We start from the raw sequence: 26,036 nt of genomic DNA on the forward strand, positions 1-26,036 counted from the left end.
CTCTATTTTACCCATTCCACATCGGCGCCAAGCGCCCTCACATGATCAAAATACTGCGGGTACGACTTCGCTACGTGATGCGCGTCCTTTATGCGGATCGGCTGCTGCGCGCGAAGACCAACCACCGTCAGGGCCATGATGACGCGATGATCATAATGGGCATTGATCTCCACGCCGCCCTCGACTCCTTCCGGCCGACCATGCACGATGATCTCAGCCTGACGTTCTTCCACATTGGCTCCCGCTTTCCGCAGCTCGTTTAAGTAATCGGTAATCCGGTCACATTCCTTGTAGCGGAGATTCTCCACATTGTAGAACCGGGAGGTCCCTTCGGCAAATACGGCTGCCGCCACCATGGCAAGAACCGCATCTGTCGCTGCGTCTCCATCAAATTCGAGCGCCTTCAGGGTACCGTTCCCCTCCACATGAACGTTCCCGTTCTCATGCGTAAGGGGAACCTCCATCTTACGGAGAACATCGATAATGGCACGCTCGCCTTGCTTGCTGTCCTCCGACAGATTGCGGATCGTAACATCCGATTGCGTTACCGCTGCAGCCGCCAGGACAGCCGCAGATCCCGGATAGTCCCCTTGAACCGTGTAGGTCTTCGCTTCGTATGATTGTCCGCCAGGAACGCGGAAGAACGTATAATCCTCTGCTGCGTCTATGGTGATGCCCGCCTGCTCCAGCACTTCCAGAGTCTGACCGATAACCACCTTGGATTTCAGATCACCGGTTACGGTAATCTCGCTATCCTCGGCAAGCAGTGGGGTCAAGAACAGCAGTGCGCTTAAATACTGCGAGCTGACCTCCCCTGATACGGTGAGCTGTCCGCCTTTCGGATGTCCGCCGCGTATCGTGATGGGCAGTCTGCCCTCATTATGCTCCACTTCCACACCCAGTTGGCCCAGCGTCTCAATAAGATCATCATGAGGGCGTTTGCCAAGGGAATCGGGATAGGTATTTACGAAAGTTACTTCTTTAGACAATGCGGTGACGCCCATCAAGAAGCGCAGAACGGCCCCAGCGTTGCCCACATTCAATTCCTTCACATCGCGAGGAGATTTGCCAAAACCTGTAATGACCGCTTTCTCCTCGTCCTCCTCGATCACGGCTCCGAGATCCTGAATGCAGCGTCTCATAGCATCACTATCTTCACTGTGAGCAGGGTAATAAATCGTGCTGGTCCCTTCCGCAAGCGCAGCTACAAGCAAGTAGCGAGTGGTATAGTTCTTGGAGGACAGAGCTCCAATCTCTCCGTTCAATTTCGGTGTCGGCCTGACGATTACGTCCATGGTATGTATCTCTCCTTGTATATATTATGATGCGGATATCCTCACTTGAATCATCCATTAGGATAAATTGACAGAGGAAGAACCGCTTGGTTATCATAGTTCATATGAAACCAGAAACTAAAGATCGATATGATCTTAAATTTTTATGATTAGAAAAGAGGTCTATATGATGAAACCGATCCCTCAGATTGAAACTTCGGAACTTAGAAGCCGGCTTCAAAACGGCGAAAATGTGTACATGATTGATGTCCGCGAGGACGAGGAAGTTGCGGCAGGCATGATCAGCGGTGCCAAGCATATTCCTATGGGCGACATTCCGAATCGCCTGGATGATATCCCGCGCGATCAAGAAGTAATCATTATCTGTCGCAGCGGCGGACGCAGTCAGCATGTGTGCGAATTTTTGAGTCACCAGGGCTTGGACAATGTAACTAACATGAAGGGCGGCATGCTGCAATGGCATGACGATGAAGAATAGGAATTCCATCAAGTTGAAGGTGCGGGATGAAGATCATCCCCGCCTTTTTTTTGCATAATACTATTCACGTCATGCCTTATTACGCAAGCAGCAGGCCGATCTCTTGTCATCTTAGCCGCGGTAATGCGTTAAAATGTCAGTCGCCACTTCTTCCGCGGAACGGCCTACAGTATCGAGCATGACGTCCGCAAACAGGTATTTATCCTTCCGCTCATCCAGAATGCGCCCGACCCTCTCCTCTACATCTCCCGCAAGCAGCGGCCGATTGACATCGCCCCGTACCCGTTCCACGATACTGGCTGCATCTGCGGTCAGCGCAACAACCCAGCCGCCTTGTTTCATCGCTTCACAATTCTCCGAGCTCAGGACAGCTCCGCCTCCGGATGCAACAACAATTCCCTTCCGGAGCAGAACACTGCGAAGTGCAGCAGATTCCGCTTCACGGAAATAAGACTCTCCATCTGCCTCAAACATCTCGGGGATGGTTCTTCCATCCAGCTTCTCGATTTCGGTATCCAAATCTATTAGCGTATATCCAAGCGAATCTGCCACGAGGCGTCCTACGGTCGACTTCCCCGTGCCCATCATCCCGATCAGAATGATGTTCTTACCCATCTTATCCAAGTATCACACCCCATTTGCTGCTTCACTGTAAAGGTTGTTCATATCATACCACAGCCCCAAATCTTTCGACAATGGACCTGACTCTCTAAATCCTACATCTGCAGCAGGCAAAACTCCTATTTTAGCGAGTCTATCTCGTTCACTTGGATCATATAATCATTACAAGAATACCAGACTCACCAGACTCAAAGAAAGGAGTGAACCTCATCCATGTCTTTCCATCCGACCGGTCTGACCTCCTCGTCCATACGCATCCGCCGAATACTCGACCCATCCTATCCCTTATGTCGTGAAGACGTGATCTGGGTGCTTCATTTTGTGCAAAAAAAAGTGGCTCTGAAGGATCCGGCGCTGCTGGATCTTTCAAAGCCACGGTTACTGCAAAATTTCAACAGTTATAGCGAAGCTGCGCTGCTCTTGCTCGGAAGCGGAAACCACGTCCACACAAAGAGCGACGACATTCGCACCTGTCTGTTAGAAGCCATGCACGGACTCGCTGAGCTGCAGGAAGCGATCTCCCCTTCTCAAGCCAGCACCGATTGACCTCTGTCCTACATCTGAGGTTTTAGTCCATCCAGTTGTAGTGGAACGTTCCTTCTTTGTCCACACGTTTGAAGGTGTGAGCGCCGAAGTAATCACGCTGTGCCTGCAGCAGGTTTGCTGGCAGGTTTGCTGTGCGGTAGCTGTCGTAGTAGGCAAGCGCACTGGAGAAACCAGGAACCGGAATACCCAGGGACACCGCGGAAGCGACAACTTTACGCCATGCATCTTGATAGGTTTCGATAATATCGGTAAAGAACGGATCCAGCAGAAGGTTCTTCAGCTCAGGATTGTTCTCATATGCATCGGTGATGTTTTGCAGGAAACGGGAACGGATAATGCAGCCGCCGCGCCAAATTTTAGCGAGGTTGCCGTACTGCAGGTTCCAGCCGTACTCGTCGGAAGCGACACGAAGCTGTGCGAAGCCTTGGGCGTAAGATACGATCTTACTTGCAAACAGCGCTTTGCGCACATTTTCAATGAACTCGGCTTTGTCGCCGTCAAATGCAGCCGTTTTAGGACCGTTCAGGATTTTGCTTGCTGCTACGCGCTCTTCTTTCATGGCGGACAGGAAGCGGGAGAATACGGATTCCGTAATCATGGACAATGGCACGCCCAGATCCAGCGAGCTTTGGCTTGTCCATTTGCCTGTTCCTTTTTGACCAGCCGTGTCCAGAATAACGTCAACCATCGGCTTGCCGGTTTCTTCGTCGTATTTGGAGAAAATATCAGCTGTAATCTCGATCAGATAGCTGTCGAGTTCGCCCTGGTTCCACTCCGTAAAGATTCCATGAAGATCCTTCGCATCCAGACCCAATACGTCTTTGAGCAGTTGGTAAGCTTCGCAGATCAGCTGCATATCGCCATACTCGATACCGTTGTGAACCATTTTTACATAATGGCCGGCACCGTCTGGTCCGATATATGTACAGCATGGTTCTTCGTTAATTTTAGCCGAGATGGCTGTCAGAATAGGTTCAACCAGCTTGTATGCACTTTCTTGTCCACCCGGCATGATGGAAGGGCCTTTCAGCGCACCCTCTTCACCACCGGAAACGCCAGCACCGATAAAGTTGAAGCCTTGTTCAGCCAGTTCCTTGCTGCGGCGCTGGGTATCAGGGAAATAAGCGTTACCACCGTCGATAATAATATCACCTTGATCCAAATGTGGAATCAGCTGTTCAATGGTAGCGTCAGTAGCTTGTCCCGCTTGAACCATGATCAGGATTTTACGAGGAGTTTCAAGGGAATCCACGAATTCTTCAATCGTAAACGTCCCCTTCACTTGCTTGCCTTCGGTTTCCTTCAGCATATCTTCCGTTTTTTGCGGAGAGCGGTTATATACGGAAACGGTGAAGCCTTTGCTTTCGATGTTCAGGGCCAGGTTTTTACCCATTACAGCAAGGCCAATGACACCGATTTGTTGTTTTGACATCTGGTTCTCCATCCTTTGCTCCAATATATTTTTAAACAACCCATCCCTATCCGAGATGATTTGCAATAATCTTATATTAACGTTTTTCATTTGACAAGTGAACCCCTGTCACAAAATCAGAACACGCGCGAAAACACCCCTATTTTGTTTCGGAGTGTTGTTCGTGCTTTAAACTTGTATCTGCGAGTGAAGTCAGGTTTACCACTCCAACCTCATCAGCTCTAAGGAAAGCTCAAGTAATCTTTGCTTGCACGCCTCGACTTTATCCCGGTTCCCCTCTTGCAGCGCTTCATGAAGCTTTTCAAGCTCATCGTCCGTTTCCAGTCTGGACAACAGCAGCCGCTGTTCCCCCACATCCGACTCGAACAACCGCAGCATTTCCTGCTCCGTCATCGGCGTCCCCTTCTGGAATAAAACCCGCTGGCGGTAGCCGGATATTTCCACGAGCCTTATGACCTCACCGAACAAAATATTCTCAATCAATATTTGCCGGTCCTTGAAACGTTTGACGACAGCGTGCCCACGGGTATTCTCGATTAATTTTTCCATCCATTCAGCCAGCTTGGGATCGCGAATCATATAATCACCTACCAGCTTAAATCCGCTGCCCGTGCGTTGAAACCGCAGCTTTACCAGCTTGCGCCCTGTCCGGATTGAAATGACAAACTGCGTATCATTCTCGCTCCAATAAAGCGAATATCCTTCTTGGATCAATTCCTTGATTAGGTCCTGGATATGCCGGCGATCAAACCGGAGCTCCAGGTTGCAATACTCCACTTCCTCGCTCTTATTCACGGCACTCCCTCCTCCGGTTTACTACCGATCACTAGACGACGGTGAAGATTCCCCAATGGCTGCTTTTGACGTTGTCTTATCTATATCTTATACTCCATCTTATGTAACGGTAACTTGGTTTATTGACTATTTTTAACCCACATGAAAATCCGGTGAAGCTTTCGTGGGCGATGCGTGACGTCCATTGGCCTTATGGTATAATAAGTTATTCAAAAGCCGAGTTTAGGTTCTATCTAAATCAACAACAGGGAGGCCATCACATCCATGACGGTTACCGGATTCACAGATAAAGATTTCGAAGTATTCTCCGTTCCCGGGCTTGAAGCCCGTATGGAGGTTCTCATTGAACGGGTAAGACCCAAGCTGGAGACGCTGGGTGCCGAGATAGCGCCTTATGTATCCGCTTTGGCCGGTGAAGAGATGTTTGTGCACGTGGCCAAGCATGCAAGACGCACCGTCAACCCTCCCATCGACACCTGGGTCGCTTGGGCTGCCAGCAAGCGGGGTTACAAAGCTCTGCCCCATTTTCAGGTGGGCATGTTCGGCACACATCTGTTTATTATCTTCGCGGTCATATACGAGAGCCCGAACAAAACCGTGTTTGCAAGCAATTTGGAAGCCAAATTGAAGAAAACAGCGAAGGCACTCCCTAAAAGCTTCTATTGGTCCACGGATCATATGAACCCGGCTGGCACGCCTCATCAGGATATGAATGAGCAGGAGTTCGCCTCACTGATTCATAAGCTGAAGCAGGTGAAAAAATCCGAGGTCTTATGCGGTCTGCAGATTCCGCGCGAGGAAGCCGTCAAGCTGGACGGGGACGAGCTGGTTAAGAAGGTGCAGGAGACGTTTGAGACGCTGCTGCCGCTTTATAAATTGGCATTTTAAGCGAGAAAGCAATCAAAAGGGGAAAGGGCTGCCTGAGCGGCTCTTTTTTTATGGGTGATACTTTAATGAAGGAAAGATGAAGATCTCAAGTTTCCTCCTTAATATGTCTAAAGTTTGAAGGGTTCGTGTACAAAGCAAGAAAAGCCGTACATTCTCCTTGCATTCCCCCTTTATTTTGCTATACTCAATTTTGTTTATATAATAACCGTATTCAACAAATCATATGAAAATACAGACAAGGAAAGGTTGTGACAACGTCCATGGACCACAGTCGTACACCGCTCTTCACCGCACTTAAGGAACACGCGGCCAAAAACCCCGTGCAATTTCACATTCCGGGACATAAGAAGGGCCTCGGCACCGATGCCGAATTTAGGGAATTTATAGGGGATAATGCCTTTTCTATAGATTTGATCAATATTGCGCCGCTTGACGACTTGCATCAGCCTACAGGCGTAATTGAGGAAGCCCAGAAGCTGGCTGCTGACGCATTTGGTGCTGATCATACCTATTTTAGTGTACAAGGGACAAGCGGAGCGATCATGACCATGATCATGTCGGTTTGCTCGCCTGGGGACAAAATCATCGTACCGCGGAATGTTCATAAGTCCGTGCTTTCCGCCATCATTTTTACCGGCGCCAAGCCCGTATTCGTATCGCCTGCCCAGGATCATAATGTAGGGATTGACCACGGGATCACCATCAGCTCGGTTCGGAAAGCGTTAAAACGTCACCCTGACGTAAAAGCTGTATTGGTCATCAACCCGACCTATTTTGGCGTAAGCGCAGATCTGAAAGAAATCGTCGATTTGGCGCACAGCTATAACGTGCCTGTTCTGGTGGATGAGGCGCATGGGGTATTGATTCACTTTCATGAGGAGCTTCCGATGTCGGCTATGGAAGCAGGCGCGGACATGGCAGCGACCAGCGTTCACAAGCTCGGCGGTTCGATGACCCAAAGCTCCGTGCTGAACGTGAATACCAAGAACGGTTACATTAACCCTTACCGCGTACAGACCATCATCAGTATGCTGACAACAACGTCAACTTCCTATATTTTGCTGGCATCGCTGGATACTTCGCGCCGGAGCCTGGCTCTTCATGGCCGTGAGATGGCTGCAAAAACGATTGAGCTGGCACAATATGCACGTGATGAGGTCAATAAGATCGAAGGCTTGTACAGCTTTGGTGAAGAAATTTTAGGCGGTGAAGCAACGTACTCCTTTGATCCAACCAAGCTGACGATCCATGTCCGCCATCTCGGCATTACGGGGTATGAAACCGAGAACTGGCTTCGAGATCACTACAATATTGAAGTAGAGCTCAGCGATATGTACAATATTCTGTGCCTCATTACACCAGGAGACAACCAGGAAACGATCGACATTTTGCTGACGGCGCTCCGTGAGCTTTCGGACGTATACATGCATGTGAATGAAATTAACGAACTGATTGTAAAAACGCCGGAAATTCCGCAATTGTCGCTTATCCCTCGCGATGCTTTCTACGGGGATACCGAGGTTGTTCCTTTCAAGGAATCAGCAGGACGCATTATTGCTGAATTTATTTATGTCTATCCGCCAGGAATTCCGATTCTGCTTCCGGGTGAAGTTATTTCCCAGGAAAACATTGATTACATCATTGATCATGTCGATGTAGGACTTCCGGTTAAAGGTCCTGAGGACCGCAGCATCCAAAATGTGAAGGTCATCGTGGAAACCAATCCGATCTTCTAAATACCTGTACACACAAAAAATCCCGATGCGAGAGGTTCGCACCGGGATTTTCAGTTAAGGCGTACTATTCCTGGTTTGCAGCAGCGACCAGTTCGTTATAAACCGCCTCTACTTCATTCCATTCCTCTTCGTCCTCAATATTGTAAAGAACCATTTCCTCGTTCTCTTCTTCCATACGTAGAATGACGCCGTCCGCTTCCGGATTTTCGCGTTCAAGCAAAAGCGCGTAAAGCTTCTCGCCGACATCAAATGTCTCAACAAGAACCATCTCTACTTCTTTTCCTTCTTCATCCGTCAATGTCAGCACAAACTCTTCATGCTCATGGTCGTGGTCATGACCGCAAGCATCTCCGTGTTCATGTTTGTGTTCACTCATTGAAAAAACCTCACTTCGGTTAAATTATCATACTTTCGTATCGTATCACGGATAGCTTCTTCAGGTCAATTTCCCCAAGGGACGCTCTCATTAGTTAAGTGCAGTGATCACTTTCTCCGCAACTTTCACAAATCCGGTATCCGATTTGACCTTTACATAGAAGCCAACGGAATACTTGCCGGTTGTTTTAAAATCGTACGTAAAATCATAGGTTCTGAACCAGAAGTTATCCTTGCGGTCCTTCACTTCCTGGGACTGGATATCTTTTATATTACCCGAAGGATCCTCGATGGCGACTTTCACTGCATGGATGTCATTGTTCAAGCTGTCTACCTGACTGAATACATTGAACTTCAACTTGCCTTTGTTCACGTTGCCGAATACAGTATCTCCTTTAAACAGAAAAATATGCACATTCGGCTTGATGACTTGAACTTGTCCATTGGAAGAATTCCAATCCACCGCACCGTCAAATTCCCTCACCGGCACATAGGTTTTGCCATCAATTAAATACCCGCCATCTTTTAATTCACGTCCGTTCATCCATACACGAACCCGTTCATTGACGGAATCTGCAAATAAAAGGGTGCTGCTACCCATTAAAGAAAGCACGAGCATACATGCCATCACTTTTTTCCACTTCATTTTATCATTTCCCTCCATTGGCTCATCATGTTGTTATATGTGTATACTACATGTCAAAAAACAAGTTGCGGACAATTTTGCACTTTGTGGTAAAATTTTTTCCTCATGCCTTTCGGCCTGTGCCTATCCTAATTTTCACTGCAATTTCGGGGTGTTTCTATCATAAACTCGGTGTAAATCTACATATAATTCGTTAAAATATACATTAGCTTACTGGACTAACATCATTTCATCAGGAGGTTTCATCCATTGACACTGAAATTGCAAATGCTTGGCACCGGCAGTGCGTTTGCCAAGAACTACTACAACAACAATGCACTGTTCCACGACGGGGATTTCACGCTGCTCATTGATTGCGGTATTACGGCTCCTATGGCACTCCATCAATTAGATCTGACGTTCGATGATTTGGATGCTCTGCTCATCACGCATATCCATGCTGACCATGTTGGCGGTATGGAGGAGCTCGCATTTATTATGAAAATGAAATACAATCGCAAAATCCCGCTCTACATCGCTGAAGCGCTGGTCGAACCGATATGGGAGCATTCTCTCAAGGGCGGATTATACCAGCAAGGACATATCTCCTCCCTGGAGGATGTATTTGACGTTCGTCCCCTGAAACCTGGGGTGAAAGCCGATATCTCTTCGGGAATCTCGGTAGAGCTGATTCATACGCAGCATATTCCAGGGAAGGATAGTTATTCCCTCTATTTGAATGACCGGATTTTTTACAGCGCGGATATGGTGTTTGATCCTGCATTGCTCCACAAGCTGGTGAACGAGCGGGATTGTGAATTTATTCTGCATGAATGCCAGCTGCAGGGTCCCGGCGAGGTTCATACTACGCTTGACGAACTGCTAAGTCTTCCTGAAGAGATTCAGGAGCGTACCTATCTCATGCATTACAGCGATGACGTTAAAGCGTTCATTGGCAAGACCGGCACCATGGAATTTGTAGAGCAGCAGCGGGTATATGAATTGTAGATCAATATATCATGCATAGATTGTAAGGCTTCCCGGGAATACTAAACTCGGGAGGCGATATGATATGGACAATGGACAACAAGAAGTCGTAGGCGTACGCAAAAATGGCGACGGCGACATCATCGAACTTAAGCTGGATAACGGAACTGTCGTTGACTACAAAACAGCTCAACACATGGTCAAAAATAAAGAGATCAAGAACCTGAACGTCTTCCGTGGACGTGACGGCGACGAACACCTTCGTTCCAATGCGGATGGTGATCCCAGCAACAACCTGGACAATCTGCCGACGTTTTAATCAACAAAAAAAAGACCTCGAGTTCAACTCGGGGTCTTTTTATCTATATAACCAATTTGGATGTTCGGCATTTTCGTATAATTAAACCGAAACCGTCTACAGTTCCTTTTTCATACGGACATGGGGAATGCCGGCATCATCAAACGGCTCGTCCGATATCGTCTCATAACCCAGCTTGCGGTAAAATGGCTCTGCCTGCACTTGAGCATCCAGGATGGAATACTGCAGCTTCAATTCACGCGCCTGCGTTTCCAGCGCCATCATCAGTACCCGGCCAATCCCTTTGGAACGAAAAGGCTTGCGAACCGCAATGCGCTGCATTTTGGCGGAATCTTTATTGTAATACGTGATGCGGCCCGTTGCCGCAAACTGCCCTTCGGACTTGATCAGCACATGATGCGCATCCGATTCCAGGTTGTCGTAGTCATCGATCTCCAAGTCAATGGGCACCTTCTGCTCCAGCACGAACACGTCCTTGCGAATATCCAGCGCCTGCTGCAATTGCTCTTCGGTTGATACATTTATGATTTCTGCTGCCATTTCAACACCTCTTTTATGTAGAATCAATTTCTTGTGATTTCTGCAGGTCGAGATATTATACAAAATATTCGTTTTCCTGTATAGTAGAAGCTACTGTCTTCTTGAAAGGAGCGTTGCCTCTATGGGCATGGGAGCTACGATATTTTGGGCGATTATCATAGCCGTCCTGATCATCTACCCCGTCTTTTGGGCTATTAAAAAAGGGTATTCCCGCAAATGGGATGAGGAATAGCATCGGCCGGTATACGACAAACCGCCAGCCTGCCAGCCGGCGGTTTGCTCTGCTCGTTGATCGAGCAAGAGTACGGACCGTTCGCGGAATTCGATCCAGCACGGGTCGTCCTTACAGCTTGTTACGGATTCAGATCGTGTAACGTATCCTCCGAATCCATCGGGGATACCGGCTCCAGTGACCCACTTCCCGGTTTGGAGTATACATCCTGCTCAACAGAACGGCTGTAAACATCAAGCAGCACAGGTGCTGCCGGAGCATGCAGCGGCTCAAGCTGCACCGACGTTCTCTCCGGGATACTGCACCCGCTCCCGAGAGTAGATATTACGATTAATGAAAGAAGCAGCCCTGCTTGTTTGAAACGCTGGGATTTCCCACCTCTCATGCCATTCACGCTCCTCTAATGGAAAAATCATGCTCTATGTAGTGTGAACCGGAACATGATTTTTTATAACGAGAAAACCATTGACAGCCATAATGTCTGCTGGTAATATATGAATTACCTTTTTAAATATTTCATGATCTGTTAGCTCAGCTGGGAGAGCACTATCTTGACAGGGTAGGGGTCAGTGGTTCGAGCCCACTACAGATCATAACTGAAAACCCTTGATGCCGTTGGCGTCAGGGGTTTTCCTATTTTAGAAATATGTCGAACCTTTGTGATTTTTACTGTTACACAAAATTGACCTAAAAAAGCCGATACTCTATGCAATTTAACATGAATCATTGGCCTTTCTAAGTACAACCCCCTCTTGTTCTTAAAACCCAAACTAGTTCCCAACCTTCAATTAATAATTCCTAGCGCAAATAGGAGTTCAATTGTCAACAATCAAATCTGTTTACCTTCCACCACATCATTCCATGAAGTTGTCTGTTTTATAAACCACTTTATTTCAAACAACAGTATATCCCAATTTTAGACATAAATGTTTAGACATTCCTTTTTATTTGTTTTATTATCAATCTACAAAATATACCAAAGGAGAAGTATAACTTATGAAAAGGAAACTATATTATATTATGAGTGTTATCCTCTTATTCGCTCTGATCGTCCCATTATCATCTGTCCAAGCATATACCGGGGGGCTTGCTAATGGTAAGATTGCCGTTATTTATAACTCTGAGCTGGGACCTGAAATTAATAGAACAACGCTAATGACAGACAACAATGAGAATACTTCCTTTTTACTAAAGGCTGGTCAATACTTAGAGATCGATTTAGAAAGTGATTACAACATCTCTGCGTTTCAAATTAAAGCCGATGACAGTGGTTCAAACGGAATGTATTTATCCTTTCATGATTCCAACAAGGCATTGATCTGGACTAGAATAGGTACCCATGGAGGTTGGGCTTACCCTAATGGGGCTGATGGAACCTTTAAAACCATAACAGATAGAAATGAAACAATGCATAACGTAAGATACGTAAAATTTGTTTCTACAAAAGATGTGAATATTAGTGAACTTGATGTATTTGATACTTTCACTCCTCCTTCTGAACCAAATCCTGAACCGGAACCACAGCCGAATGGTGATCGTGCTATTTTAGTAATTACGGTGACAACTGGCTTAGAAAAAGAATATGATCTTCCGATGGCCGATGTTAATGCATTTCTTAATTGGTACGATCTAAGAGATACTGGCTTGGGCCCTGCTAAATTTGCAATTAACAAGTACAACAACAATAAAGGCCCATTTAATAAGAGAACGGATTACGTGATTTTTGATAAAATTCTCCACTTTGAAGTGAATGAGTATTCTTTATAGCTCATACCTGAGAAATAGACCCTACCAAAATTGGCAGGGTCTTTACTTTCGCGAAAAGGCGTTTTTTTCTTCACTTGAAATCGTAAAAAGCCCTAATCGGCATTACGATGTTAGGTTTTTTTTCTTGTTTTTTCACCATGAAAAATGAACATTCCCCTTAATACCGGCTAAAGGAGTACAGCCCCTCAATAATGAAGTACACCACCTTTAATAAGGAAATACAGATTCCAAAATAATAAAAAAACACCCCCATTTAGGGGTGCTTCTCATTAATCCTTTAGTCAAGATGATAATATCCAAAACTTAGCATATATTGTTCCAAGTTTACATATTCATCGGCCTTTACTCTTAAATATAGTGTTGCACCGTCAGGTACATATACATTCCTGATTTTTGATGACCAGTTTGGATTACCTTTTTGAGTGGGCTCAGCAATTAGCAATTCAGATTCTCGACTAGGAGTGTACTGAATTACTATTCCTAATGCTACTGTGTTCTCGGGTCCCAGATTGTTAAGGAATCCATAAGTAAACTGTCCTTTTCCGGTATTATTGGTCCATTTAAACCAATCTTCATCCTCAGCGCTTTGTAAGAACAAATTTAATTCTTGTCCATCATAAATATCTACGGCTTGAGTCTTAGTATCTCCTAAACCTATGACATAAGGAATTACTTCCACTTCATTAACGGGACTATCAGCAAAAACAGATTGCGAAACAGTCATAAGACTTGCAGAAATTAGTAAGATAGAGAACAGTTTTTTCATTTTCAAAGGTATTCCGCCTCTCTTCTAATTATGTAATCGGCCGATTGGTTCTATTGTAACATGATCCCTAAATATTGTAATATAATACATATGATACAATTTAAATACATTTTAATGTAAACTAGTATCTTGAATTGTCGAATAATGACATGTAAAATAAAAACCAGTCTATTGACGCCTATTGATTCTTAACTAATTGCCTATAATACTCAAAATAATGAGCTTTTTCATTTGCAAGACGGGTCTCACTTATTTCCAACATCACCAAAAATAACTTTTGTATATCTGGATGCGTTCTAACTATAAGCCCAAAATGGATGGGAGGAACACGAGATGAATCTGCTTATCATTGCAGGAATTGTTTGTCTCTTGGTTACAGGACTCTTATCTGGAGCATTCACTACAGGAGACCAGCAGAGAGGGAATTTCTATGCTGAATCGAAGGTGAACCGGACTTCTAAAAGGAAAGCAGCCAATTGGTTCTTTTTAGCCGGTGTTTTACTGCTTGCAGTTGGTGGCGCGGTGCATCTTCTGTTACGTTAATACTTTACTTTTAGGAGGGACTTCATGAGTGATTTTGTTAGCAACGAAGATCATGGAATAGAAGTTAAGAGGGTTCAATATGTGCTGATCTCCCTGCTCTCTATTTGTACATTGAGAAGGGTCCCCGCAATCGAAACATTCAGGAACGAAATATATGTTCATTTAATGAAATTGAAAATCTCAGATTAACCTATCTCTATCTATCCAACTCCAGCAGATGATTTTGACGCTGCAGCAGTTTTGGGCATGGGGAGAGCAGAATTGCATCATCCCAACAATGGTTACGGGTGCCTCGCCTATCGAATTTCAATGAGCTGTCCAGAATACGGCACCTCTCTCCATTCCGTTATAGTCAGTAACTCCTCTTCTAGAACAATTAGGCTTTGCATATCCCGCCAGACATTAAACCTAATGTAACCTTGCCGCTCTAATGATTCGATACCTTCCAAAATTTCAACCGCCTTCCGGCCGGTAAGATATTTGAGCAGCCTCAAGGTTGGGACACGGCTGCGATGAGCCTGATAGGTAATCAATATCTTGAGCAGCTTGACCTCCAGATCATGAAGCATGCGAACCCCTTCCTTTCTCATGTCTCCAGGACAGAATGTTGTTTACATTAAATACACGAGGTTGACCTGTTTCCAGGCATGTTGCCCTAATGCGCGAATCCCGAACACTATGGATCTGTATTTTACGCTGGGTGATCTTACCCTTCTGATCCTCGTAAATGATTTCGATGGTTTGTTCCAGGTATTTTTCAAACATTACGCCACCGCCTCTAATAAGAACATTTGTTTGTATTATATGCGAACATTCGTTCTTTATCAATAACAATTTTACCCTGATTATCTTGCAGATAAAATCCACAAATTTGCCGCTGCCTATAGCTCCTTATCCATACTTATACAGCCGCTCAATTGTTTCCTCCCCATCTTCACGCAAAAAGAAATCCGGCACCTAGACGGCACCGGATTTCATCATCATTCATGCAGCTTATCTTAAATTGGAGTCCCTCAGTCCCCTTACTGCACATATCAACACAGCAATTATTTCAGAAGTTCTTCCGGTGTCTCTCCACTGTACACAAATACGGGACTTGCGGTATTAACTACGAATACGGCTACCATCGTCAGAGCAGATGCGATAAATGAAAACAACTGATGCCTAACCTTGCTGATCCATACCATGAGCTTGTCCTCCTTTCCAGTGTACTAAACTGAGCGCCTGGATAAAAAATATGACAGCCAATGTGGGGGACTGAAGTCCAAAATTAAGCATAACGATAAAACAGCTAATCAAGCGAAGTTTATAATAATGTTCCCTCGGTATTCGTGACTGCTTCTCGATTCGGCTGGGAGCAAACATCATAATCAGCAGCAGACTGAGAACGTTCATGACCAGCACCGTGACATGATTGACGTCCACGAAAGATACCAGGGTAAAAAGAACCGTCGTGAAAGCGATGCAACCGGCTCCCGTCTTAAGGTGGAAGCCACCAGAGAATTGCCTCAGCACCGCAAAACCTATCATACTTATAAGGGCCTGCTTCGCATTACCGGTGAAAGCAGAAATGAGCAGCGTGAAGATCACCGTGAGCATCACGTTCAATAGAATAGCAGCGGCGTGCTGTAAAACAGAAATAGAAGAATTATGATCAGGTATCTGTCGTTTTATCACTTCCGCTATCCGCTTTGACAATCCTTCTATGATCATAAGAACCCCGCTCCTCTGTATTGATGGCATAATACAAGAAGATTCCAAACGTTATCCCAAAGAAAAGAAGATGCAGCCATAAACGATTGAGGTAAAACAGAATTGCCATCAACATCAAAACAACGATGATTAACGCAATCAACAGGATATGTTCAGATTTAATGCGCAATTTCTCAAGATCGTATTTAAACCCTATCCGAAACTTATACATGACCCAAGAAATTAATAATCCAGTCGCGCCCGACAATAATTGAAGGATATAACCATTGGCAGGATTGGTCTGAAGTGTGTCAATAGAACCGAAGAAAACGGATAAATAAGCACTCTGAATCAAAGCATACAGCATGTACCCGATGATGGTACAAATAGCCGACCAGATAACAGGAATCTTAATAATGGCTGAGAACAAGAAAACAAAAATCAGCACGGTAATGAGAGGAGCCAGAAAGTCCAGTTGAAGTTCATTTCGCATGATGAAACTTTGTAAGTTGGCAAGGATCATGATCACCAGCGCCTGCCATATGTACTCTTTGGTTTTAAATCTAAGCAATGTCATAATCAGTGAATAAATCGCCAGTGTTTCAAAGGTTGAAAACAACATAAACCAAATGGCTTGCATTCAAAGATTTCCTCCCTATGCCATAAGAAATGGGTTTGATGTGTACTACGCCGCTTCCCGATCTACCCTGATTGCATTGGAAAGTCATAACGCCTTGATCAGATGGTATTCCGACAGTCCATTAGCTTATGGAATCAATCGAGTCATCCTAAAAGAATGCATGTTCTTGGAGTCATCAGAAGGCGGCTGCCACTTCTTATATGTCTGGAAACTCTGTTGGAAAATACAAACAACATCAAACGGTGTTACAGCTCTGGATCAGGTTTAAGAAGTCTTAAACGCAATCGATTCAAAACGCTAAACACCCCTGGGCATCAAAGCACAGCAACGTTAAATTATATCCAGAAAACTAAAACCAAGCCTTAGTTATCAAGTATCCACGACCCTATGAACATGACTAATCCAGAATAACTCTGGTCATTCTATTGCGATCCTGACATCATCATCTAAGTCGATTATATAAGGCCTAATAGGCATAACAACAGGTAATTAAATACAAATGTGGGGGAATCCATGATGGATTAATGAAGTGTGATGAGAAAGAAGGGAGTTAATTAGTTATATCTATATTATATACGAACTTTTGTTCCTGTTCAATTGCTTTGGAGCACTTTAAACCATTTATCTCTGACATCTACCTCCCACGATAAAAAAGGATGTCCCAACATCTTCCAAGATGTTGGGACATCCTTTCTATGAGAGTAGCACAGGTATCGCTTACGGATGATACCCTACCAGATTGGATATATCAGCTGCCGCCTGTAATACTTCCTGAATCCAATCCTCTTTATGCTGATCGATACGATCGCTTGGACCAACCAGACTGATCGAAGCATTCACCTGACCCTCGCTGTCGTATATCGGTGCTGCTATACCCGTTACTCCGACATTCCTCATATTCGAGCTGATCTCATATCCTTGATCCTCAATGCGGCTGATTCGCTCGCGCAGTTCCTTCACACTCTTCATCGAGTGCTCCGTAAATGCAGCCAGCGGCTCGATCATAATCTGCTCCTTCACTCCTTCAGGACTGAATGCCAGTATGACCCGCGAAGCACTCGTGGCATACAAGGGAAACCGGCGGTATGCATCAATAATAAATCGTATGGGCAGCGGAGAATCGATTTTGTCCATATAGATCGCTTCGTTCCCTTCACGCACACATAGACAAACCGATTCTTTGGTTAGCTTGGCAATACGCTCCAGATAAGGCCTTGCAACGCTGACCCAATCATTATTCCGTTTAACCCGGTTTCCAAGCTCCAGACATGTATACCCAAGCGAATACTGCCGTGTCAGCCTATTCTGCTTAATGAACCCTTCACTCTCTAAGGTCGCCAGCATTTTATGTACGGCCCCCTTGGACCATTGCAGCTCCTTGCTAAGCTCGGTAATCCCCCACTCCTTCTGATCGCGGAGAAATAACTTCAGCAATTTGCAGCTTTTTTGTACGGATGTCAACAACTGATCCATCTTTAGCCTCCTATCAGCCACTTCCGTTTTAATATGAGATCGTTTTTGACGCGCTGATTATATGTCAATCATGTTCGAAACAGTCTATCAAAAAAACTTGGTTTCATGTGAGATATTTCATTGTAAACACGATTGAATATACCATGTTGCTATGTTAAAATCAAAAACAATATTTCACTATTATAAAACATCGTTCTCTAATAGTGAACAAATAATAAGGGGGAATCATTGTGAAAAAAGGTCGCCTTGCTTCTATCATTCTCGCTTTAACACTCTCCACCTCGCTGTTATCCGCATGCGGAAGCGCAAAAACGGCTTCAAACGGCGGTGCCGAGTCAGCGGAAGGTTCCACCATCTCCGGTGAACTGGTTTTTGCCGGCAACGGTGCAACGGTAGAATCCCTGTTCAAAGATGAAATCTTCAAGAAATTCAATGAAAAATACCCGGATGTCAAACTAACCTACGTGGCCGGCGTCGCGACGGACATTGTTGCCAAGGTGAAAGCTCAGCAGGGTTCCTCCCAAATTGATATTGCATTTATTGAGGGCAGCGAACAAGAAGCAGGTCGCGTTGAAGGACTCTGGGAAGCCTTGAATGCGGACGAAATCCCGAATATGTCCAAAATCGATGACCGCTTCAGAGTCTCAGAGAACAGCGGCGTGACCATCAATTACACCCCGATGGGGATCTCTTACAATGCCAAGCTGATTCAGAGTAAGAACCTCCCCGTTCCAGCATCATGGAACGATCTGACTCTCCCCGAAATGAAAAACAATATAACGCTTACCGAAATGTCGAGTAATTTCGGCCGTTCGGCAACGATCATGCTGGCATATGCCAACGGCGGCTCGGAAGCCGATATGACGCAAGGGTTTGAACAATTGAAAACGATTGCTTCTTATATGCCGACATTCGCCAAAACAGCCGCTCAAATCCAGCAGAATCTGCAGGATGAGACAGCTGCATACACCGCCTGGACCATGGCGCGCAGCATCGTGCAGAAGGATGCGGGTGTCGACCTGGAATTTGTCATTCCGGAAGAAGGAGCAAACATCGTGCCAACCGTTGCTTCCATCGTAAAGGGAGCGAAGAATCCTGAAGCGGCTAAGGCATTTATCGATTTTATCCTGACCGATGAGATTCAAACCCTGTTTGCCACAAAGTTGTATTACAACCCGGTCATGGACGTTACGCTTCCGGACGACATCGGCAGTCTGATCAATTTTGACAAGAGCAAAATTGTGAATTTCGATTACGGTGTAATCAGCGAGAACAAGCAAGCCTGGCTGGAAACCTTCAATAAAGACATCGCTCCGCTTGTAGGCAAATAAGTTCGATACGAAGATTCAGAATCGGAGGAAACACAGATGACGAAGGAGTATGACGTTGAACTGCATCAGATCCGCAAGTGCTTCGGCAGCACCGTGGTGGTAGACGATTTTAATCTTCAGGTGGAGCGCGGGGAATGTGTCACTTTTCTCGGTCCATCCGGCTGCGGCAAGACAACAACATTGAATATGCTGGCTGGTTTTCTGGAGCCTGACGGAGGCACCCTGACGATCAAGGGCAAGCCGATGAACGGTGTTCCCTCAAATAAACGTGATCTTGGCATGGTGTTTCAAACATACTCCTTGTTTCCGCATATGACAGTTGCAGAAAACGTGGCGTATGGCTTGAAATTGCGAAAAATCCCCAAATCCGAGATTGCTGCCAGAGTGAACAAAGTACTGGAGCTGGTCAAGCTTCCCCACCTGGCTGATCGTTATCCCAAACAGCTGTCCGGCGGCCAGCGCCAGCGTATTGCGATTGCCCGCGCCTTGGTAACCGAGCCCTCGGTACTGCTCCTTGACGAGCCGCTGAGCAACCTCGACGCCAAGCTCCGGGAAGAGCTGCGCGAAGAGATGAAACGGCTCCAGCAGGAGCTCAAAGTCACGACCATTTTTGTTACCCACGACCAGGAAGAAGCCATGTACATGTCCGATAGGATCGTTGTCCTGGATCATGGACGGGTAGAGCAGATCGGAACACCGGAAGAAATCTACCAGAGGCCGGCTTCACCCTTCGTGCACGAATTCGTAGGCAAGTCCAACCGCTTTCAGGTCAAGCTTGCCGCTACAGACGAACACCTGTGGCATTTTGCAACTAAGGAAGGGATCCTCCTGCAGGCAGACCGCCATTCGCGGCAGGAGTTAACAGGAGATGCTGCCGTGGCTTATGTCAGACCTGAGCATATTGTCATACAGGAAGTGGTGGGAGACGCTCCACCCTCCAGCATGAATACCGTGTTTGGCATCGTGAGGCTGGTTTCCTTCCTCGGTTCGATTGTTGAAGTTATCGTAGAGTGCCATGGTCAATTGATCACCGTTCGAACCGGCATCGCTCCGCACCTTCACCTGGTTGAAAATAAATTCGTCCAGCTAAGCTGGGACTCCCGGCATGTGAGTGCTTTTCCAGCAAAGGAGGCATAGCCTATGAACTCCCTGCTCCGATCCAAGGGCTTCATTGCCACCTTGCTGCTGGTACCCGGACTTATCATTATTCTAGGTGTGTTCATCCTGCCTATGTTCTACATGTTAATGATCAGCTTGCGCGAGGACATGGGACAAGGAGCCTGGACACTGGCATCCTATGCGCATCTCTTTAAAGATACCTATTATGTGCAGATACTGTGGAGAACCGTAAGGCTTAGTCTGTATACGGTTTGCGTTTGTCTCGTCCTTGGCTTCCCGGTTGCCATGTACATGGCTCAGGCTACGCCGAAAATGCGGGGTCTTATAACATTTCTCATCATCTCCCCTCATCTGATCAGCGTAGTCATCCGCAACTTCGGCTGGGTCGTGATATTGGGCAACAACGGTTTTATCAACAATACGTTAATGTCGCTAGATGTCATCTCCGAACCACTGCGGCTGCTGTACAATGAGCTTGGTGTTGTGATTGGATTATCCGATTCGCTGATCGTTTATTTGGTCCTGGCCATTTCCACGAGCCTGTATGCTGTTGACTCATCCCTGTACAAGGCAGCCGGCATTCTCGGCGCAACACGATTCAAACAATTCTTCAGCATCACGCTGCCTCTGAGCATTCCCGGCATTTTTGCCGGAACAACACTCGTGTTCAGCCTGGCTATGAGCTCTTTCGTCACGCCAGCCCTTATGGGTGGCACCTCAGTAAAAGTACTGCCGGTGCTGGCTTATGAGCAGATGATGGCATCACTCAATTGGTCCCTTGGAGCTGCCATTGCATTCCTGCTTCTCGGTTCAACCATCGGTTTGGTCACGCTATTTACCAAGCTGGTGGAAACGAAGCGTTATAAGGAGGTGTTCTCATCATGATTCGTGAAAAAAAATCTCGCAGACCCTCCGTGCTTGGCATCATCACGTTCTTTGTCGTGCTGATGGTCATCTCCCCATTGCTGATCATCATCCCGACGTCGTTTACGTCGACGGGTGTCCTGCGGTTCCCGCCGCAGGGGTTCTCGCTCCAGTGGTATGAGAAAATATTCGACCGTCCGGAGTTCATCGAGTCGTTCGGGTTCAGCCTGCAGCTTGCTATCATTACCGCCGTTATCGCAACCGTCATCGGTACGCTGGCTGCACTGGCATTGCACAAGTACAAGCCCCGCGGCTCAGGCGTCATCAGTTCCCTGCTGTTATCACCGCTGACGGTTCCGGCACTGATCATCGGCATTGCGGCTTTGCTGTTCTTCACACGCATTGGGCTTGCAGGCACGTTCCTCGGTCTGCTATTGTCCCATATTCTGATTTCTGTGCCTTACGTTGTACGACTGGTTTATACGGGACTCAGCACCTTTGATTATACTTTGGAACGGGCCGCATCCATTCTTGGGGCAAACCCGCTGCGGACCTTCTGGGACGTTACGTTTCCACTGATCCGCCCAGCGGTGCTCTCCGGCTGTGTGTTTGCGTTTCTGACCTCATTCGATAATGTCACCGTGTCACTCTTTATGATCTCGCCGTCCACAACAACATTGCCGATGGCTATCTTCAACTACATGCAAGAATCGTTAACTCCGCTCGTTGCATCGATATCCTCTATCGTGATCTTGCTGAGTTTGGTATTTATTTTCATCTTAGAGCGCGTATACGGCTTGGATCGTTTGTTTGGCTCCAACTCACACGCTCATTAAGGCAGGTAGAACGGATATGAAATGGGTAACCCGACTGGAACTGCTGCTCCCGGAAATGCTCCGGCTGCTAGAGCAAAGCGTCAACATGGATTCGCCTTCCCAGCGTAAAGACTTAACCGACCGAATGATCGACTGGTATGAAGAAATATGCCTCTCACATCTGGATGCCAGGGCTATCCGGGTTCCAAACGAAGAATATGCCGACCGCCTGGAGATTCATGTCGGCAGCGGGCAGCGGCGCATCCTGCTCATTGGACATGCGGACACGGTGTGGCCCGCAGGCGAATGCGCGCAAAGGCCGTTTCGTATCGAGGGAGACAGAGCCTACGGTCCGGGGGTTCTGGACATGAAGGCCGGGATCATTCAAGCCATATTTGCCTTAAAGGTGGTGCAGGAGATGGGAAGGCTCCCTGCCGATGTTACCTTTATTCTGTTGATTAACAGCGATGAGGAAATTGGAAGCCCTTCTTCCCGCCTCTGGATCGAGGAGCATGCCCGCTCCAGCCAGGCCGCCTTTGTGCTGGAGCCGCCGATGGAACCCGAAGGCGCCGTCAAAACGGCTCGCAAAGGAAATGGTCGCTACCATCTCCAAATCGAAGGTCGTGCCGCTCATTCCGGGGTTAATCCGGCTGCCGGCGTATCGGCGATCCACGAGATGGCGCGCCACATTCTGAGCCTCCAGGAACTGAGTGATGACAAGCGCGGCATACATGTCAATGTCGGCATCGTAAACGGAGGAATCGGCTCCAATGTCGTTGCCCCCCAGGCGGAAGCCTACATCGATATCCGGGTAGAAACGATGGAGGATTTCAACCGAATGGCACATAAAATGCAAGAGCTTGCTCCAATCCACCCGGAGATCCGCCTGCAGATCGAAGGGCAGATGAATCGGCCGCCCATGGAACGAACGGCGGCGATTATGAATCTGTATCATTTGGCACAACAGGTTGCCGAGGAAGAACTGAATCTGCCTCTGCCGGATACCAGCACGGGCGGAGTCAGCGACGGCAACTTTGTTGCCGCATGCGGCACGCCGACACTGGATGGCATGGGCGCCCGCGGCGACGGGGCCCATGCCCTTCACGAATATGTGTTGATTGCCGATATCCCTAAACGCGCTGCGCTTCTGGCCGGCATACTGGTCCGGGTATAAAATAGCGGTATCTAGTACGATACATAGGAAATCAAAGAAGGGGCATCCATCTCGGATGCCCCTCTCCTTTGCCGTCTCCAGTCCTACAATAGGATTAGAGCCTTGTGAGCAGGTCTGTTTTTGTGTATGTTAGTTTTGACTGGAAATGACAGCCTAAGGAGAAACGCCATGCGAACCAAAATCCTGCAAAACTTAACAGTTCTATTCCTTACATTGAGTTGGTTAACCACCTATGCAAATAGCGACAGTCCACTCGACCAGCAAACGTTGGATCGATTACGGGAATCCTATGATCTTGAGGCTCCTTCGACCCAAGCTACGGCTCCATATATGCCAGACAGGTGGAGTCAAGGTGACTGGGGAGTCAGCCTGGACTCGTCTTCACTGACCGAATTGTTTCATGCAGCCCTGCAGCCTGTGTTCTATATTGCCCGGCAGCTGATTTATATGTTGTCCTCGTAACGCAGCCCGAAGCCCGCTTCATCCAGTCTCGGATCGTTACCCGAACATTCCGCTGTTTACTTGTACAGCTTGGTCCATACCCATCCATTCACAGCGAGCAATACAACGATATAGGCCGGAATGCCATAAGCAATGGTACTGCTTGCATAATGCAAACCGATGAATCCGCCTACAACAATGAAGTAGACCAGAACCCACCAGCCTTCCTTCTGCTGAGCCATATTAAACGCTTGGGAGAATGGCGGAGTCCTCAGCATAGCCTTGGCTGATAACGGGATCAACATCAATCCGGTAAGCAGCACAATGAGAATATCCGGCAGGATTCGCATACCGAATATGATGACAAACACCACCGCATTCACAGCGAACAGCGGCAGGAATATTTTGATGGCAAACGCCTTTAAAGCCCCTTTGTACAAGGGGGTCATGCTCGGCATCGGGGCTGACCCGAACAGCCAGAAGGCTTTGGGCTTGCCCGAGTATTTCAGCATCATCACGACCGTAGCAACCATGATGAGCATAACATACAGCACATAATAGGATGATCCCCTGCCGATTTCCGCGAATGAGGAATTACGGATTGTGGAGAAAAAGAATAAATAAGGCAGCAGCACGGCTAACCCTAAAGTAGGGTACACCTTAAGCTTAAATTCTCGCTCGTTCTTAAGCATGCTGGCAGACAACCGGAAACAGGCTTGCTCCGTGCGCGATCGGCATACCCATCTGGCCAAGAACCGGTCAAACTTTCCACGCTCCCGCCCTTTTCCCGCTTCGCTGTGAGCCAGCTTCTCCAGATACAACTCGAATGACGGAATCAAGCGGGCATATATCATCATAAGCAGAATCGGGACAAATACGGCTAATGCCGAGAGAAGAATCAGCCACCCGCCCCCCTCGCCAAACAGCCACTCATAAGGAGCCGCATACCATACTGGCGGAAGCAGGATTTGCCACCAAGCCGGTGTAAACACCAGACTGAAATCAATCAGATCAAAGGAACGAATCACAAACTGATACCCGATGGCCAGCGTGGCGGACAGACCAATCTGCACGTAATTGATCAGATCCTTCAGTTTCTCTCCGTCCCAATATTTCAGCAGCACCAGATATATCATGGAAGTACTCACAAGGATGAGCATATTCATCAGGATCAGCTCAAGGATATAGATTAAAAAGAATCCAACGCCGTGCTTGATCAATCCAACGACCAGGGAGCCGGCCGAAAGAGCCCCGGTTAAAAGAAGCAAATAAATACCTGCATGAATCGATCTGGCCAGACCGACCGTTCGACCGTCGATCGGCTTGGTCATCAGTATGCTTCGGTCGCGCACATCCAGCAGCACCGAGGAGAAGTCCGAAATCATGGAGGTCATAATCAGAAACATTAAGATTGCGGATAAAAGGCTCATCGGCAGTAGATATTCCGGATCGCTCCAGAACACAAACGGCGTCAGGACGAGCCCGATCAAGCCGTACATCCAGAGAGAGCTGACAAACAGGTTCTTGTCCTGCTCCTCCTTCTTCCGATTGACTGAGGACAAGATGACAGGGGCCCGCCTTGAGTCCATGATGAGTTTGACATGTAATATACGGCGCAGGACCTCATAGTCCACACCCGTTCTGGAGATCACGCCTTGAAATCGGTCCAAAATCTTAAGCATTCGAAAGGTTGATTCCGGCCCCGGCATGTCAGCTCTCCTCCCGAACGATCGATACGAACCGCTCAGCAATCTGGGCATGATCATGGAAACCTGTCAGCTGATTAAATACCTCTTCCAAGGAGCCTTCATGTGAATGCTGCTGCAGCTCCTTGAACGTTCCATCCGCTACGACCCGGCTATCGGCGAGCAGAACGATGCGGCTGCTGATTTTCTCAACAACGTCCATGATATGCGAGGAATAAAAGATCGTCTTGCCTTGAGCCGACAATTGGGCGAGAACCTCTTTAACCACCATGACACTGTTCGCATCCAGCCCGCTTAAGGGCTCATCAAGGAATAACAAATCCGGGTCATGCAGCAGGCTCGAGATCAGCAGTACTTTTTGCCGCATCCCCTTTGAGAATGTAGCAATCCGCGAGTGATAAGCTTTGTCCAGACCAAAGCAATCCATTAAATGTTTGGCCTTATAATCCGCAGTATCATATGTAAGTCCGTACAATTCACCTGTAAAAGTCAAATATTCGGCTGCCGTTAACTGATCGTACAATTCCGCGACCTCCGGCACATACCCGATTCTCCGTTTATAGTCGATATTTCCATCGGAAATATCCTGCCCGAAAATGCGAACGGTCCCCGTGTAACCCTCAACCAGTCCCAGCATAATCTTAACCGTTGTGCTCTTTCCCGCTCCATTCGGACCGATGTAACCAATCATCTCGCCGCGGCGCACTTCCAGATCAATGCCGTTCAATACATAACGATTATCATATTTCATGCGCAGATCTTGAATCGATAACACTTCATCTGTAGACATCGTATACGAATTCTCCTATTCTCTCATTGTCTTCACATACCTACCT

The 26,036-nt window shown here is 47.0% G+C and carries 32 protein-coding genes and 1 tRNA gene; 16 read left to right on the forward strand and 17 right to left on the reverse strand.

The annotated features are described in order from the left end of the window. Positions 1–2 precede the first annotated feature (2 nt). Positions 3–1,295 (reverse strand): 3-phosphoshikimate 1-carboxyvinyltransferase, encoded by a 1,293-nt coding sequence (aroA, locus tag M2277_RS16690; RefSeq protein ID WP_148247739.1) that lies wholly within the window; start codon positions 1,293–1,295, stop codon positions 3–5. Positions 1,296–1,464: 169 nt separating this feature from the next. Between aroA and M2277_RS16695 the strand changes: the two genes are divergently transcribed. After that, positions 1,465–1,773, forward strand: coding sequence for a rhodanese-like domain-containing protein (locus tag M2277_RS16695; protein ID WP_006209183.1), 309 nt, complete (start codon positions 1,465–1,467; stop codon positions 1,771–1,773). A gap of 111 nt (positions 1,774–1,884) precedes the next feature. Here M2277_RS16695 and M2277_RS16700 read toward each other — a convergent pair whose 3' ends face one another. Beyond that, a complete protein-coding gene (locus tag M2277_RS16700) occupies positions 1,885–2,388 on the reverse strand; it encodes a shikimate kinase (protein ID WP_040680510.1) in 504 nt (167 codons plus the stop codon). Positions 2,389–2,607: 219 nt separating this feature from the next. Here M2277_RS16700 and M2277_RS16705 point away from each other — a divergent pair, with 219 nt between their 5' ends. Next, on the forward strand, positions 2,608–2,940 hold the full coding sequence (locus M2277_RS16705) for a hypothetical protein (protein WP_280755213.1): 333 nt from the start codon (positions 2,608–2,610) through the stop codon (positions 2,938–2,940). Positions 2,941–2,962: 22 nt separating this feature from the next. On the opposite strand, the gene gndA is transcribed toward M2277_RS16705, so the two are convergent. Both gndA and M2277_RS16715 read right to left on the reverse strand, forming a co-directional pair. Further along, positions 2,963–4,372 (reverse strand): NADP-dependent phosphogluconate dehydrogenase, encoded by a 1,410-nt coding sequence (gene gndA / locus M2277_RS16710; protein WP_006209180.1) that lies wholly within the window; start codon positions 4,370–4,372, stop codon positions 2,963–2,965. A gap of 198 nt (positions 4,373–4,570) precedes the next feature. Further along, on the reverse strand, positions 4,571–5,167 hold the full coding sequence (locus M2277_RS16715) for a hypothetical protein (RefSeq protein WP_006209179.1): 597 nt from the start codon (positions 5,165–5,167) through the stop codon (positions 4,571–4,573). 264 nt (positions 5,168–5,431) lie between these two features. Between M2277_RS16715 and M2277_RS16720 the strand changes: the two genes are divergently transcribed. Continuing rightward, positions 5,432–6,055: a DUF1054 domain-containing protein gene (locus tag M2277_RS16720; RefSeq protein WP_280755214.1), complete on the forward strand. Its 624-nt coding sequence runs from the start codon at positions 5,432–5,434 to the stop codon at positions 6,053–6,055. Between the two features lie 260 nt (positions 6,056–6,315). Next, on the forward strand, positions 6,316–7,791 hold the full coding sequence (locus tag M2277_RS16725; RefSeq protein ID WP_063479016.1) for an aminotransferase class I/II-fold pyridoxal phosphate-dependent enzyme: 1,476 nt from the start codon (positions 6,316–6,318) through the stop codon (positions 7,789–7,791). A 64-nt stretch (positions 7,792–7,855) separates the two neighbouring features. On the opposite strand, the gene M2277_RS16730 is transcribed toward M2277_RS16725, so the two are convergent. Both M2277_RS16730 and M2277_RS16735 read right to left on the reverse strand, forming a co-directional pair. Continuing rightward, positions 7,856–8,167 carry a DUF1292 domain-containing protein gene (locus tag M2277_RS16730; RefSeq protein WP_006209176.1) on the reverse strand — a complete coding sequence of 104 codons (312 nt, stop codon included), beginning with the start codon at positions 8,165–8,167 and terminating at the stop codon, positions 7,856–7,858. 90 nt (positions 8,168–8,257) lie between these two features. Beyond that, positions 8,258–8,812 (reverse strand): hypothetical protein, encoded by a 555-nt coding sequence (locus tag M2277_RS16735; RefSeq protein ID WP_006209175.1) that lies wholly within the window; start codon positions 8,810–8,812, stop codon positions 8,258–8,260. A gap of 249 nt (positions 8,813–9,061) precedes the next feature. Here M2277_RS16735 and M2277_RS16740 point away from each other — a divergent pair, with 249 nt between their 5' ends. Further along, positions 9,062–9,799, forward strand: a complete 738-nt coding sequence (locus M2277_RS16740) for an MBL fold metallo-hydrolase (protein ID WP_036636527.1) — start codon at positions 9,062–9,064, stop codon at positions 9,797–9,799. 64 nt (positions 9,800–9,863) lie between these two features. Beyond that, positions 9,864–10,097 (forward strand): DUF3892 domain-containing protein, encoded by a 234-nt coding sequence (locus tag M2277_RS16745; protein ID WP_063479015.1) that lies wholly within the window; start codon positions 9,864–9,866, stop codon positions 10,095–10,097. A 96-nt stretch (positions 10,098–10,193) separates the two neighbouring features. Here M2277_RS16745 and M2277_RS16750 read toward each other — a convergent pair whose 3' ends face one another. Together M2277_RS16750 and M2277_RS16755 are read right to left on the reverse strand one after the other, a co-directional pair. After that, complete coding sequence (locus tag M2277_RS16750) at positions 10,194–10,637, reverse strand: GNAT family N-acetyltransferase (RefSeq protein WP_006209172.1); 444 nt, start codon at positions 10,635–10,637, stop codon at positions 10,194–10,196. Between the two features lie 353 nt (positions 10,638–10,990). After that, entirely contained in the window at positions 10,991–11,254 is a 264-nt protein-coding gene (locus M2277_RS16755) for a hypothetical protein (protein WP_280755215.1), read from the reverse strand. Positions 11,255–11,389: 135 nt separating this feature from the next. Here M2277_RS16755 and M2277_RS16760 point away from each other — a divergent pair. Further along, positions 11,390–11,462, forward strand: a tRNA-Val gene (locus M2277_RS16760). Positions 11,463–11,865: 403 nt separating this feature from the next. Further along, on the forward strand, positions 11,866–12,636 hold the full coding sequence (locus tag M2277_RS31665) for a hypothetical protein (RefSeq protein WP_348537787.1): 771 nt from the start codon (positions 11,866–11,868) through the stop codon (positions 12,634–12,636). 277 nt (positions 12,637–12,913) lie between these two features. On the opposite strand, the gene M2277_RS16770 is transcribed toward M2277_RS31665, so the two are convergent. Then, a complete protein-coding gene (locus M2277_RS16770) occupies positions 12,914–13,408 on the reverse strand; it encodes a hypothetical protein (protein WP_280755216.1) in 495 nt (164 codons plus the stop codon). A 327-nt stretch (positions 13,409–13,735) separates the two neighbouring features. Between M2277_RS16770 and M2277_RS16775 the strand changes: the two genes are divergently transcribed. Together M2277_RS16775 and M2277_RS16780 are read left to right on the forward strand one after the other, a co-directional pair. After that, positions 13,736–13,945, forward strand: a complete 210-nt coding sequence (locus tag M2277_RS16775; protein ID WP_006209162.1) for a DUF5316 family protein — start codon at positions 13,736–13,738, stop codon at positions 13,943–13,945. 24 nt (positions 13,946–13,969) lie between these two features. Beyond that, positions 13,970–14,134 (forward strand): hypothetical protein, encoded by a 165-nt coding sequence (locus M2277_RS16780; protein ID WP_006209161.1) that lies wholly within the window; start codon positions 13,970–13,972, stop codon positions 14,132–14,134. A 107-nt stretch (positions 14,135–14,241) separates the two neighbouring features. Here M2277_RS16780 and M2277_RS16785 read toward each other — a convergent pair whose 3' ends face one another. The 6 genes from M2277_RS16785 to M2277_RS16810 all read right to left on the reverse strand — a co-directional run bounded on the left by M2277_RS16785 (position 14,242) and on the right by M2277_RS16810 (position 17,750). Next, positions 14,242–14,514 (reverse strand): hypothetical protein, encoded by a 273-nt coding sequence (locus M2277_RS16785; protein WP_006209160.1) that lies wholly within the window; start codon positions 14,512–14,514, stop codon positions 14,242–14,244. Beyond that, a complete protein-coding gene (locus M2277_RS16790; protein ID WP_006209159.1) occupies positions 14,504–14,710 on the reverse strand; it encodes a hypothetical protein in 207 nt (68 codons plus the stop codon). The genes M2277_RS16785 and M2277_RS16790 overlap by 11 nt, the downstream gene beginning before the upstream one ends. A 281-nt stretch (positions 14,711–14,991) precedes the next feature. Beyond that, entirely contained in the window at positions 14,992–15,132 is a 141-nt protein-coding gene (locus M2277_RS16795; protein ID WP_280755217.1) for a cyclic lactone autoinducer peptide, read from the reverse strand. Continuing rightward, complete coding sequence (locus M2277_RS16800) at positions 15,110–15,658, reverse strand: accessory gene regulator ArgB-like protein (protein WP_280755218.1); 549 nt, start codon at positions 15,656–15,658, stop codon at positions 15,110–15,112. The genes M2277_RS16795 and M2277_RS16800 overlap by 23 nt, the downstream gene beginning before the upstream one ends. Next, a complete protein-coding gene (locus M2277_RS16805; RefSeq protein WP_006209156.1) occupies positions 15,600–16,277 on the reverse strand; it encodes a hypothetical protein in 678 nt (225 codons plus the stop codon). Before M2277_RS16805 ends, M2277_RS16800 begins: the two co-directional genes overlap by 59 nt. Positions 16,278–16,994: 717 nt before the next feature. After that, a complete protein-coding gene (locus M2277_RS16810; protein WP_036637990.1) occupies positions 16,995–17,750 on the reverse strand; it encodes an IclR family transcriptional regulator in 756 nt (251 codons plus the stop codon). 230 nt (positions 17,751–17,980) lie between these two features. Here M2277_RS16810 and M2277_RS16815 point away from each other — a divergent pair, with 230 nt between their 5' ends. From M2277_RS16815 to M2277_RS16840, 6 genes are all read left to right on the forward strand, one after another. Beyond that, positions 17,981–19,081 carry an extracellular solute-binding protein gene (locus tag M2277_RS16815; protein ID WP_148247814.1) on the forward strand — a complete coding sequence of 367 codons (1,101 nt, stop codon included), beginning with the start codon at positions 17,981–17,983 and terminating at the stop codon, positions 19,079–19,081. Positions 19,082–19,117: 36 nt separating this feature from the next. Continuing rightward, the gene (locus M2277_RS16820) at positions 19,118–20,218 is read left to right on the forward strand and encodes an ABC transporter ATP-binding protein (RefSeq protein WP_280755219.1); all 1,101 of its coding nucleotides are present in this window, start codon (positions 19,118–19,120) and stop codon (positions 20,216–20,218) included. 3 nt (positions 20,219–20,221) lie between these two features. After that, positions 20,222–21,085 carry an ABC transporter permease gene (locus M2277_RS16825; RefSeq protein WP_280755220.1) on the forward strand — a complete coding sequence of 288 codons (864 nt, stop codon included), beginning with the start codon at positions 20,222–20,224 and terminating at the stop codon, positions 21,083–21,085. Continuing rightward, entirely contained in the window at positions 21,082–21,900 is an 819-nt protein-coding gene (locus M2277_RS16830; RefSeq protein ID WP_006209151.1) for an ABC transporter permease, read from the forward strand. The genes M2277_RS16825 and M2277_RS16830 overlap by 4 nt, the downstream gene beginning before the upstream one ends. A 16-nt stretch (positions 21,901–21,916) precedes the next feature. Next, positions 21,917–23,053, forward strand: a complete 1,137-nt coding sequence (locus M2277_RS16835; RefSeq protein ID WP_280755221.1) for a M20 family metallopeptidase — start codon at positions 21,917–21,919, stop codon at positions 23,051–23,053. A 168-nt stretch (positions 23,054–23,221) separates the two neighbouring features. Next, positions 23,222–23,515: a hypothetical protein gene (locus M2277_RS16840; RefSeq protein ID WP_063479012.1), complete on the forward strand. Its 294-nt coding sequence runs from the start codon at positions 23,222–23,224 to the stop codon at positions 23,513–23,515. A 56-nt stretch (positions 23,516–23,571) separates the two neighbouring features. Here M2277_RS16840 and M2277_RS16845 read toward each other — a convergent pair whose 3' ends face one another. Next, the gene (locus tag M2277_RS16845) at positions 23,572–25,203 is read right to left on the reverse strand and encodes a hypothetical protein (protein WP_280755222.1); all 1,632 of its coding nucleotides are present in this window, start codon (positions 25,201–25,203) and stop codon (positions 23,572–23,574) included. Position 25,204: 1 nt separating this feature from the next. Next, positions 25,205–25,990: an ABC transporter ATP-binding protein gene (locus tag M2277_RS16850; RefSeq protein ID WP_006209146.1), complete on the reverse strand. Its 786-nt coding sequence runs from the start codon at positions 25,988–25,990 to the stop codon at positions 25,205–25,207. Positions 25,991–26,036 lie beyond the last annotated feature (46 nt).

This window comes from Paenibacillus sp. LBL (assembly GCF_029893715.1).
GTDB lineage: Bacteria > Bacillota > Bacilli > Paenibacillales > Paenibacillaceae > Paenibacillus_AQ > Paenibacillus_AQ glucanolyticus.

Bases quoted from the DNA above. Each gene is read 5' to 3' on its own strand.
- gndA (WP_006209180.1), bottom strand. From the start codon at position 4,372: ATGTCAAAACAACAAATCGGTGTCATTGGCCTTGCTGTAATGGGTAAA.
- M2277_RS16750 (WP_006209172.1), bottom strand. From the start codon at position 10,637: ATGGCAGCAGAAATCATAAATGTATCAACCGAAGAGCAATTGCAGCAG.
- M2277_RS16725 (WP_063479016.1), top strand. From the start codon at position 6,316: ATGGACCACAGTCGTACACCGCTCTTCACCGCACTTAAGGAACACGCG.
- M2277_RS16850 (WP_006209146.1), bottom strand. From the start codon at position 25,990: ATGTCTACAGATGAAGTGTTATCGATTCAAGATCTGCGCATGAAATAT.
- M2277_RS16805 (WP_006209156.1), bottom strand. From the start codon at position 16,277: ATGCAAGCCATTTGGTTTATGTTGTTTTCAACCTTTGAAACACTGGCG.
- M2277_RS16780 (WP_006209161.1), top strand. From the start codon at position 13,970: ATGAGTGATTTTGTTAGCAACGAAGATCATGGAATAGAAGTTAAGAGG.
- M2277_RS16840 (WP_063479012.1), top strand. From the start codon at position 23,222: ATGCGAACCAAAATCCTGCAAAACTTAACAGTTCTATTCCTTACATTG.
- M2277_RS16705 (WP_280755213.1), top strand. From the start codon at position 2,608: ATGTCTTTCCATCCGACCGGTCTGACCTCCTCGTCCATACGCATCCGC.
- M2277_RS16820 (WP_280755219.1), top strand. From the start codon at position 19,118: ATGACGAAGGAGTATGACGTTGAACTGCATCAGATCCGCAAGTGCTTC.
- M2277_RS31665 (WP_348537787.1), top strand. From the start codon at position 11,866: ATGAAAAGGAAACTATATTATATTATGAGTGTTATCCTCTTATTCGCT.
- M2277_RS16825 (WP_280755220.1), top strand. From the start codon at position 20,222: ATGAACTCCCTGCTCCGATCCAAGGGCTTCATTGCCACCTTGCTGCTG.
- M2277_RS16755 (WP_280755215.1), bottom strand. From the start codon at position 11,254: ATGAGAGGTGGGAAATCCCAGCGTTTCAAACAAGCAGGGCTGCTTCTT.
- M2277_RS16745 (WP_063479015.1), top strand. From the start codon at position 9,864: ATGGACAATGGACAACAAGAAGTCGTAGGCGTACGCAAAAATGGCGAC.
- M2277_RS16700 (WP_040680510.1), bottom strand. From the start codon at position 2,388: ATGGGTAAGAACATCATTCTGATCGGGATGATGGGCACGGGGAAGTCG.
- M2277_RS16785 (WP_006209160.1), bottom strand. From the start codon at position 14,514: ATGCTTCATGATCTGGAGGTCAAGCTGCTCAAGATATTGATTACCTAT.
- M2277_RS16810 (WP_036637990.1), bottom strand. From the start codon at position 17,750: ATGGATCAGTTGTTGACATCCGTACAAAAAAGCTGCAAATTGCTGAAG.
- M2277_RS16800 (WP_280755218.1), bottom strand. From the start codon at position 15,658: ATGATCATAGAAGGATTGTCAAAGCGGATAGCGGAAGTGATAAAACGA.
- M2277_RS16695 (WP_006209183.1), top strand. From the start codon at position 1,465: ATGAAACCGATCCCTCAGATTGAAACTTCGGAACTTAGAAGCCGGCTT.
- M2277_RS16835 (WP_280755221.1), top strand. From the start codon at position 21,917: ATGAAATGGGTAACCCGACTGGAACTGCTGCTCCCGGAAATGCTCCGG.
- M2277_RS16775 (WP_006209162.1), top strand. From the start codon at position 13,736: ATGAATCTGCTTATCATTGCAGGAATTGTTTGTCTCTTGGTTACAGGA.
- M2277_RS16735 (WP_006209175.1), bottom strand. From the start codon at position 8,812: ATGAAGTGGAAAAAAGTGATGGCATGTATGCTCGTGCTTTCTTTAATG.
- M2277_RS16795 (WP_280755217.1), bottom strand. From the start codon at position 15,132: ATGGTATGGATCAGCAAGGTTAGGCATCAGTTGTTTTCATTTATCGCA.
- M2277_RS16830 (WP_006209151.1), top strand. From the start codon at position 21,082: ATGATTCGTGAAAAAAAATCTCGCAGACCCTCCGTGCTTGGCATCATC.
- M2277_RS16720 (WP_280755214.1), top strand. From the start codon at position 5,432: ATGACGGTTACCGGATTCACAGATAAAGATTTCGAAGTATTCTCCGTT.
- M2277_RS16845 (WP_280755222.1), bottom strand. From the start codon at position 25,203: ATGCCGGGGCCGGAATCAACCTTTCGAATGCTTAAGATTTTGGACCGA.
- M2277_RS16790 (WP_006209159.1), bottom strand. From the start codon at position 14,710: ATGTTTGAAAAATACCTGGAACAAACCATCGAAATCATTTACGAGGAT.
- aroA (WP_148247739.1), bottom strand. From the start codon at position 1,295: ATGGACGTAATCGTCAGGCCGACACCGAAATTGAACGGAGAGATTGGA.
- M2277_RS16730 (WP_006209176.1), bottom strand. From the start codon at position 8,167: ATGAGTGAACACAAACATGAACACGGAGATGCTTGCGGTCATGACCAC.